The organism is Paenibacillus medicaginis, from assembly GCF_042138635.1.
In the GTDB taxonomy this organism is placed as follows: Bacteria; Bacillota; Bacilli; order Paenibacillales; family Paenibacillaceae; genus Paenibacillus; species Paenibacillus medicaginis.
The window spans coordinates 117,202-126,245 of record NZ_JBHIRY010000017.1 but is presented as its reverse complement, the minus strand read 5'-3'; the positions used below and the strand labels follow the sequence as shown (position 1 = coordinate 126,245).

The 9,044-nt window shown below is 51.2% G+C and carries 5 protein-coding genes and 1 pseudogene; all 6 read left to right on the top strand.

The annotated features are described in order from the left end of the window. Positions 1 to 789: 789 nt before the first annotated feature. Positions 790 to 2,024, top strand: a pseudogene (locus ACE5LO_RS17325) (ISAzo13 family transposase). A gap of 201 nt (positions 2,025 to 2,225) precedes the next feature. Then, positions 2,226 to 3,161: a carbohydrate ABC transporter permease gene (locus ACE5LO_RS17315; protein ID WP_375521262.1), complete on the top strand. Its 936-nt coding sequence runs from the start codon at positions 2,226 to 2,228 to the stop codon at positions 3,159 to 3,161. 17 nt (positions 3,162 to 3,178) lie between these two features. Next, on the top strand, positions 3,179 to 4,021 hold the full coding sequence (locus tag ACE5LO_RS17310) for a carbohydrate ABC transporter permease (protein ID WP_375521261.1): 843 nt from the start codon (positions 3,179 to 3,181) through the stop codon (positions 4,019 to 4,021). Between the two features lie 123 nt (positions 4,022 to 4,144). Then, positions 4,145 to 5,503, top strand: a complete 1,359-nt coding sequence (locus tag ACE5LO_RS17305) for an ABC transporter substrate-binding protein (protein WP_375521260.1) — start codon at positions 4,145 to 4,147, stop codon at positions 5,501 to 5,503. A gap of 81 nt (positions 5,504 to 5,584) precedes the next feature. Next, positions 5,585 to 7,411, top strand: coding sequence for a cache domain-containing sensor histidine kinase (locus ACE5LO_RS17300; protein ID WP_375521259.1), 1,827 nt, complete (start codon positions 5,585 to 5,587; stop codon positions 7,409 to 7,411). Beyond that, positions 7,404 to 9,011: a helix-turn-helix domain-containing protein gene (locus tag ACE5LO_RS17295; RefSeq protein ID WP_375521258.1), complete on the top strand. Its 1,608-nt coding sequence runs from the start codon at positions 7,404 to 7,406 to the stop codon at positions 9,009 to 9,011. The genes ACE5LO_RS17300 and ACE5LO_RS17295 overlap by 8 nt, the downstream gene beginning before the upstream one ends. The last annotated feature ends 33 nt before the right edge of the window (positions 9,012 to 9,044 follow it).

Genomic DNA, 9,044 nt, shown 5'->3' with positions numbered 1-9,044 from the left:
CTTAGAAAAAAATGACTTTCATGGAGAATGGAACTACACAATTTCGCCTAAAAACAGGTAGTTTATTTTGCTACAATACCTTAGTACTCTTGTCATTGTTAAACTCCTTTCTAAAGACATATTTTAGGGTATAAAAGTTGGCCAACCCATCCCTGATCCGAATGTACCATTATTTACAATAAATGTCCATGTTTTTTTGTTTGTTATGATATTTGTTTGTTACTACTTAGGTTTCCCATTCAAGGGGGATATCTTTTGATCAGGGATTGCTTTCGTTGTTCAATTTCTTCTCGATCAACTGGCCTGCGCATATTCAGCAACTCGGAAACAATAGCAACTGCAGCAAGCCTTCTAGCGCTGGCGTGCGTAAACCGACGAATTTGCGCACGCCAGGTGGCGAGAAAGAGGCCCCAAGGGGCACCGAGGCACGATCACGGGAAGATATTTGAAGTAATGCATTTAAGATTAACCTTGCATATGCAAATCAAGCGAAAGGAAGTCATTCCGGATCAGGGATGGCTTCTTTCCGTTGAAATGCTTCAGTCAAAGTTAATGTCTAAGGCAAGAAAAAGTCAAAATGAGCGTGAAGATGATCAAAATACCGTCAAATAGAAAGCGCTCTTTTTCTTAAGATATAAGAAGGTAAGGCACACCCAATAAAATAATAGAACAAAACGTTAAAATTGTAGCGAGCGAGAACGAATGAAAAAAAGATGGAAAAATCCTTCGATATGTGTTTTGATTGGTTTCCCTAAAACAAACCAAAAACATAGTGAAGGATGTATCCAAATGGTACCGCAATGGTTTCAAAAATGCAAAGACTTTCTGAAAGAAATGTTGCCCTCTCTGAGCGGCTCAAACAAACGGATACTGCTCGCCAAGCTATCGAAGGAAGTGGGGAGAGGCGGAGCCACACTTGTCGCACGAACCTTCCAGGTCAGTCGAAATACGATTGCCAAAGGAAGACAAGAAGTCGAATCGGGCGTTGCAAAGGCAGACCGATTTCACGAGCGTGGGCGGCTTCGGGCAGAAGAGAAGCTGCCGGGCTTGCTGAAGAGCATTCAGGCCATCATAGACGGCCAGAGCCAGACTGACCCCAGCTTTAAAACAGAAAAGCTGTACACACGTTTGACCGTAAAAGAAATTCGAAAGCAGCTCATTCAGGAAAAAGGCTACACGGACGAGGAGTTACCCACCTTTCAAACGATCAATACCAAAGTCAACGAGCTCGGCTATACGCTGAAGAAAGTGAAGAAAGCCAAGCCGTTCAAGAAAATCGAGCAAACGGACGCGATTTTCAGCAAACTGAAGGAAATACACGAGGAGGCAAAAAATCAGAGTACCGTGGTTCGCATCTCCATCGATACAAAAGACCGTGTGAAGATCGGCGATTTTTCCAGAGGCGGCTTCAGCCGAGTCGCACGAAAGGCAGCGGATCATGATTTTTCTGAAACCTTCGTCACGCCGTTTGGCATCCTGGATGTGACTGCGGATCAAGTCGCGTTGTCGTTTACCCGGACGAAAGTGACGGCCGATTTCATGGTCGACGAGATCGAACGATATTGGATAAACAGCGGTTACGCTGCGAACAAAGCCATCGACACGATCCTCATCAATAGCGACAATGGCCCAGAGAACAACAGCCGCAGAACGCAGTTCATCAAGCGAATGGTGGAATTTGCTGCCCGGCATGGGGTGAAAATCATCTTGGCGTACTACCCGCCCTACCATAGTAAATACAATCCCATTGAGCGGGATGGGGGCGGCTGGAACAGCATTGGAATGGCTCCCTGCTTCGGGACGAAGAAACGGTCTACGCGTTCGCGCAAACGATGACGTGGAAGGGGAAACCTCCGGTGATATCGGTTGTGGAACAGATCTATGAGACGGGCAAGAAACTGAATAAGAAGGCCATGGACACCTATGAAACATTGATGGATCGCGATGCTGTCATTGGAAAATGGTTGGTTACACTGCTTCCTGAAAAATGCAAGAAAGCTTTGGATTTGGGGTTTTCTCCCTAGGAAATCCTCAATGGGGTAAGGGGAGGTGTGTTCAAAATCAAGAGACGCCTCATTTCCTCACCCACAATAGGAACGGTTTTCCAGAAAATATGCGTGTAAATCGCTGCACTTGTATTTCCAAATCGTTACGATCTTGAATTGCTCAGTTATTTATTTGAGTGTGCCTAAATTCAAAACATGACATGAAGCGAGGTGTTAAAAATGGCGCAATCTTCCCGCGCTCTGGCCGGCAAACCTGTGGCCTGGAAAAAGAGGGGCTCCCTGCAGCGTGGAGAGACGTTAGCGGGTCTGCTGTTCGTCGGCCCCATGCTGATTGGTGTCACTATCCTGGTACTGCTGCCGATTATCGCCACCATTGTACTCAGCTTTGCGGACTGGAATTTTGTCGCAGGCTGGAACGGCATCAAGTGGGTCGGACTCGGCAATTTCGAAACACTGCTCAAGGATGATGCTTTTATCAAATCGGTGCGCAACAACATTGTGTTTCTGCTTACGGTGCCTGTCTATTTGCTAATTTCTATGGTGCTGGCCGTCATGATCAACAAAAATGTGTATTGGAAAGGGTACTTCAAGGTCGCTTATTTCATGCCTTATATTTCCAGTATTGTGGCGGTTGCTGTCGTATGGCAGGTGCTATTTCAGCCGTCGTACGGCCCGATTAATGAGTTCCTGAAAGCGATCGGCATCGCTAATCCGCCGAAGTGGATTGCGGACCCCAATTTTGCCCTCATTTCCATCATGATGATCTCCATCTGGACGTCCATCGGGTTTAATATGATCATCTACATTGCCGGTCTGCAGTCCATTCCCGAAGACCTGTATGAGGCTGCCGAAATTGACGGGGCGGGCACATGGGTGAAGTTTACCCGCATTACGTTTCCGCTGCTGTCCCCGACGTCGTTCTTTTTGCTCGTTACAGGCATGATTTCGACGTTCAAGGTGTTTGATGTGATCGCGGTGATGACGCAAGGGGGGCCCATCGGCTCCACCAGCATGATGGTCTGGTATTTGTACGAGCAAGCTTTCGTGAACCTGAAGGTCGGTTATGCGTCTTCGGTTTCCGTGGTGCTGCTGCTCTTTGTGCTGCTGATTACGTTCGGGCAATGGGCCGCCCAGAAAAAATGGGTCAATTACTAGCGAAAGGGGAGAGGCGAATGAAAACAGCCGCAGCCAAATGGGATTGGCGCAAAACCATCATTACCGCAATCATGTTCGTGATCAGTCTATTATTTCTGCTTCCTTTTTTCTGGATGCTTATCACCTCCTTCAAGGTGGAGAAGGATGTATTCGTCTATCCCATTCAATGGATTCCGCGGGAGTGGAATGCAATCGAGAATTACAAGGAGGTGTGGTTCGGGGAATATCCGTTTTACCTGTACTATTGGAATTCCATCAAGGTCAGTGTGCTGACGACCTGCATTTCCTGTCTGGTGTCAAGCCTGGCGGCGTACGGCTTCTCCAAGGTGAATTTCAAGGCAGGCAAATGGCTGTTCATGATCGTCCTGGCGACATATATGGTGCCTGGGCAGGCGACGCTCATTCCGCAGTTTATTTTGTACCGAAATATCGGACTGTTCGACAGCCATCTGGGTTTGATTTTGCTTGGCAGCTTCAGCGTGCTCGGCACCTTCATGCTGCGCCAGTTTTTTATGGGGGTACACCAGGAATTTATTGAATCGGCCAAAATTGACGGGGCCCACCATGGGCGAATCTTCTGGTCGATTGGGCTTCCGCTAGTTAAGCCAGCCGTTGCGACCTATGCGATTCTGCGCTTTATCTGGACATGGAATGACTATCAGAATCCGCTTATTTTTCTGCGCTCCGACCACTTGTTCACAATCCAGCTTGCCATGCAGAAATTCACCTCTTTGAGCGGAGAGTTTTACTCCCTGATCATGGCGGCGGCCGTGTCGGCTATCTTCCCGCTGCTGATCGTATTTATCATCGGACAAAGAAGCGTCATCAGCGGTATTGCGCTGGGTGGAGTTAAAGGGTGATGTAAGCGTATTCAAATAGTCAAAATAGTTCGGAAGAAGTAAAAATTGTTTCATGAGCTGCCGAATTCCCCCGGTTACAATGGGGTGGAATACAGCTATACTTCAATAAGGAGGGTCTTGCAGATGAAAAGGAAATGGATCGTCGGCTCCCTGGTCGCAGCTCTGATGGTGGGGTTGCTTGCGGGATGCGGCAGCAGCGGCACCGCCACGGACAGCAATTCGAACGAAGCGGGGGTGAACCTGCGGCTGTATACGTACGGAACGGAGGAGGCCTATAATTGGAAGGAAACCATTGCTGCTTATGAGAAGGCGACTCCGGGCGTCACCGTGGAGGTTGTCAATCTGAGCGAGAAGGGCGACACGGCGGAAGCCTCCAAAAAGCTGGATCTGGCCGCTGCTTCCGGCGAACCGATGGACATTCTGATGTTCAGTGATGCCGCCGGATACGCACAGCGGGTAGCGCTTGGCATGGCAGAGCCGCTTGACGATTATATCGCCAAGGACGGCTACAAGGTGGAAGAAGACTACAAAATAGACCCCCGTTTGAACGGCAAAGTGTATGCGCTTCCGGGCAAATTCAATCCATGGTATGTGCTGCTGAACAAGGATCAGCTGGATGAGGCGGGGCTACCTGTGCCGACTGACTGGACATGGGATGAATATGCCGAATATGCCAAAAAGCTGACCAAAGGTGAAGGCGCTTCCAAAAGATATGGAACCTACTTTCACGGACCGCAGGGCGGCAGCTGGCTGGAATTTGTCAAGCTGATGATGATCAATCAGCCACAAGGCTCCGATTTCCTGAAGCCAGATGGTTCCTCCAACCTGGAAAACCCAAATTTCAAGCGTACGCTGGAGCTGCGAGTGAAGATGGAGAAGGAGGACCAGTCCTCTGTCCCTTACTCGGACATGATCTCGCAAAAGCTGAATTACCGGACACAGTTTTTCAACCAGTCGGCGAGCATGATTACGATTGGAAGCTGGATGAACACGGAAATCGGCGGTACGGACAAGGTGCCTCTGACATTCCATGTGGCCGTGGCTCCGTTCCCGAAGAACGACAAGGCTGATTCCATCGGTTATTCGCCGGTAACGACGGATTACGTCTCGGTAGCGGCCAGCTCCAAGCATAAGCAGGAAGCGTATAACTTCGTTCGCTGGTATACGACGGAAGGACAGATTGTGCAAAACAAAAATGTCCCGGCCTGGAACCAGGTGAAGGAGGAGGAAGTGACCAAGATCATTGAGAAAATACTTGCCGGCACGAAAAATCCCGAGCTTGTTGACAAACAATCGCTGGTCAATACACTTCTTGCCTCGAAGGCGTCCGAGCTTGTTCCGCCCGCTTCCTACCAGGCAGAAGTCTACAAGGTGATCAACGAGGAATACGAAAAGCTGATTCTTGGCAATCAAGATATCGATACCACCGTCAAGAACAGCCAGGAGCGCACCCAGGAAATTATTGATTCCAACAAAAAGTAAGATTTTGACCCTGTGTTGGGGCGTCACAAACGCCCCTTTTTTTCTATTATAAGGGGGGCATCTATAAGGGGGCATCATGAAATGCTTGGCAGATTACGGAAACATCTCTTGTCGCAATCGATCCGCAATAAGCTGCTTTTGACCGCCATTGCTTGTGTGCTGCTGCCGACGGCCATTACGCTGCTGACGTACAACGCCTTGACGCAGGAGGCAGTGCAGCGGCAGGCGGTGTCCAATGCACAGGATTCTCTCCAGCTTGTGAACGGTTCTGTCACGGGTTTGTTCAAGAGCATGCTGAATATCGCCAATTACATACAGGTCAACGCGGATATGAACTCCTACTTTAAGATCGTCAACACCGGCGGCGAGCTTTCCGCGCAGCCTTATGAGGCTTTTCTCCGGGAAAATAACATTCTCGAACAGCTGGAAAGCCTGACGGTCATCGGCGACAAGAGTTATGTAACCGTACTGCTAACTAACGGAAAAAGCTACACCAACTATTCGACCAGCGATTACAATCCCGCTAATCTGAAGCATGAGCCCTGGTTTGGGGAGCTCGACAAGCTGCAGGGCTTCCAGTCCTATTGGGTGGCGACGAGGCCGACCGTGTTCAGTATGGAGAAGCTCGACAACCCTTATCAGATTTCCGTGGCCCGCACGCTGCGGCTTGAAAACGGGGAAATCTACGGCTACATTATCGTTACTGTTATGGAAAATCAGGTCAATGCCATCTTTGACCGGCTGAACGCAGGTCAGGAGGTCATGCTGACCGACGGCTCCGGCCGTATCCTTTCCCATAAAGACCGGACGCGGATCGGGCAGGAGCTGGACTTTCGCTTACGGGAGGCCGGAGCGCCCGCAGGCTCACCGGTTGTACAGACCGGGGAAGAGCGGTATTTGGTAGCTGGACAGACGATCTCCTTTAACGACTGGCGGCTGGTCTCCGTGCAGCCTTACAAGCGGGCGGAGGCCAACATTAGCTCGATATTCAAGCGCGTGTTTCTCTTTCAACTGGTTTCCTTTTTCTTCTTTCTGCTGCTGCTCATTGCGCTGCTGCGGGCGTTCACCAAACCGCTTGTCAAGCTTGGCAGGGTGACGGCCGCGGTCCAGCAGGGCAATCTGGACGTTCGTTCCGGCATTCGGGGGCAGGATGAGATCGGGCGGCTTGGTCTCCTGTTCGATCAAATGCTCGACCGGGTGAAGCAGATGCTGGCGGAGGTCTCCGAGACACAGGCACGCAAGCGCAGGGCGGAGCTGCGAATGCTACAGGCACAGATCAATCCGCATTTTCTGTTCAACGTTCTCAACTCGATTCGAATGAAGGCGATGCGGGGTGGGGACCGGGACAGCGCGAAGATGATCGGCTCGCTCTCCAGGCTGCTGCGGATGACGATTACGAGCGAAAAGGACGATATTCATCTGCATGAGGAAATGGATCTGATCACCTGTTATGTGGAGCTGATGAATCTGCGGCAAAAAGAAGAGGTGCAGCTGCGGCTCGACATCGCTTCTGAAGTGTTCATGCTTCAGGTGCCCCGCTTTTTCCTGCAGCCGATTGTGGAGAATGCGATCATCCACGGATTGGGTCAACGGAAAGGGACGATCGTTATCCGTGCCGAAATGCGCGACGATGGAGCCATTGAATTATCCGTGGCGGATGACGGAGAAGGGATGAATGAAGAAGAGCTGGAGCGGCTCCGTAATAGTATTCAAGTCGAATCTGATGGAGCGATGCGCGAGCGGGAAGGACAGCATAAAGGTTTTTCCGGCATCGGGCTGCCCAATGTCGTGGAACGGATGCGAATGGTTTTTGGAGACGGTTTCCACATGGATGTACAAAGCGTGCCTGGAAAAGGAACAGAGATCAGAATGCGAATTCCGGAGAAGGGGGAAGCGCCTGATGTATAACGTTATGCTGGCAGATGACGATTATCCGGTAATTGAACTGCTGAGCGAGACGATTGAGTGGGAACGGCTTGGCTATCGGCTGATGGGAACACATGAGAACGGGCTGAGCGCATGGGAGCAGGCCGAGCGGCAGATGCCTGATGTGCTCATTACGGATATCGGGATGCCGAAGCTGGACGGACTGGAGCTGGCAGCACGCATAAGTGAACGCCGGGCGGGAGTGAGAATCGTCATTCTGTCCTGTCACAGCGAGTTTCAGTTGGCACAGCAGGCGATGCGGCTGAATGTGCAGGAGTATTTCCTGAAGGATGCGCTTGATCCCGAAGATTTGTCACGGCTGCTGCTGCGGTTGAAGGAGGGGCTGGATGAAGAACGGAGAATGAACTGGGAACAGGAGCGGCTGCACAGGCTGCTGAACGAGACGAAGGAACTGCGCCGGGAGAAAGTGATCAAAAATTTCATTCATCAGCCTTTGCTGTCGCCGGAAGCCTGGAGGCGGGATGCCGAGGGTTATGGCTTGTTGTTAAGCGGCGAGCAATGTTTGCCCGTGATCGGTTTTGTTGACAACTATCGGCTGGTGAAGCACCGTTTTGCGTCAGATCAGACGCTGCTGTTTGCGGTAGGCAATGTGATGGACGAAGTGCTGCAGGCGGGGGAGCTGCGCGGGCTGCACACCGGCTACGATGTTAAGCGTTCCCTGCTGCTGTTTGCTTATAAACCTACGCTAAAGGTAAACGTCATGGATCAGCTCAGGGAGTCGCTGCGCCAAATTCAGAACACGCTGCTGCAGGTGCTGAAAATCCGCATGTCTTTTCTCATCGGTCCCTCCGCAGGCACACCGGAACTGCTAAAGGCAAGCCTGGTTGAACTGCTGGACAGCGAAGAGCAGCGGTTTTATTTGCGCGAAGGTGATTGCGCCAAATGCTCTCCTTCAGCCCTGCAAGCGTCGCCACAGGATTTGTTCGACTATTACGATGAAGCGATCCAGCAGCTGCGGGCGGTGCTGCTGGGGAAGAGCGTGCAGGAAGCGGGGCATGCCGCGCAGCGATGGATTGAATGGATCCGTGTGCAGAAATATCCGACCGAAGTGGTGAAGGATTGGACGCTCAAGCTGCTGCTGGATCTGAAGCTGAAGCTGCATACGCTTCAGCCCGTCCGTTCGAGCCATACGGCTGATACCCTGCACCGTGAGATTGCCGAGCTGGATTCACTCGATCAGCTTGGCGACTGGCTGGCGGATCATCTGTGTGCCTTCGTCTCGGCCAGGACAGGGAGCGCTGCGGCCAGCAAGCGGACGGAAATTACGGAGGTGTGCAGGTACGTGGCGCTGCATATTGGCCGCCGGATTTGCCTGGATGAGGTGGCCGAGCATTTGCATTTGAATGCCAGCTATTTCAGCAGGCTGTTCAAAAAGGAAATGGGCATGACCTTTATCGAATACGTGACACGCATGAAGGTGGAGCGGGCCAAGGAGTTGCTCGACCATACAGGGCATACGGTCGGGGAAATTTGCGAGCTGCTCGGATATGACAATCAGAGTTATTTTATCAAGACATTCAAGGTCCATACGGGAGCGACTCCCGTCGAGTACCGGGGATAAGAGGCGGGACATTAAGGCAAAGGGGATGACCAT

Bases quoted from the DNA above. Each gene is read 5' to 3' on its own strand.
- ACE5LO_RS17315 (WP_375521262.1), top strand. From the start codon at position 2,226: ATGGCGCAATCTTCCCGCGCTCTGGCCGGCAAACCTGTGGCCTGGAAA.
- ACE5LO_RS17300 (WP_375521259.1), top strand. From the start codon at position 5,585: ATGCTTGGCAGATTACGGAAACATCTCTTGTCGCAATCGATCCGCAAT.
- ACE5LO_RS17310 (WP_375521261.1), top strand. From the start codon at position 3,179: ATGAAAACAGCCGCAGCCAAATGGGATTGGCGCAAAACCATCATTACC.
- ACE5LO_RS17305 (WP_375521260.1), top strand. From the start codon at position 4,145: ATGAAAAGGAAATGGATCGTCGGCTCCCTGGTCGCAGCTCTGATGGTG.
- ACE5LO_RS17295 (WP_375521258.1), top strand. From the start codon at position 7,404: ATGTATAACGTTATGCTGGCAGATGACGATTATCCGGTAATTGAACTG.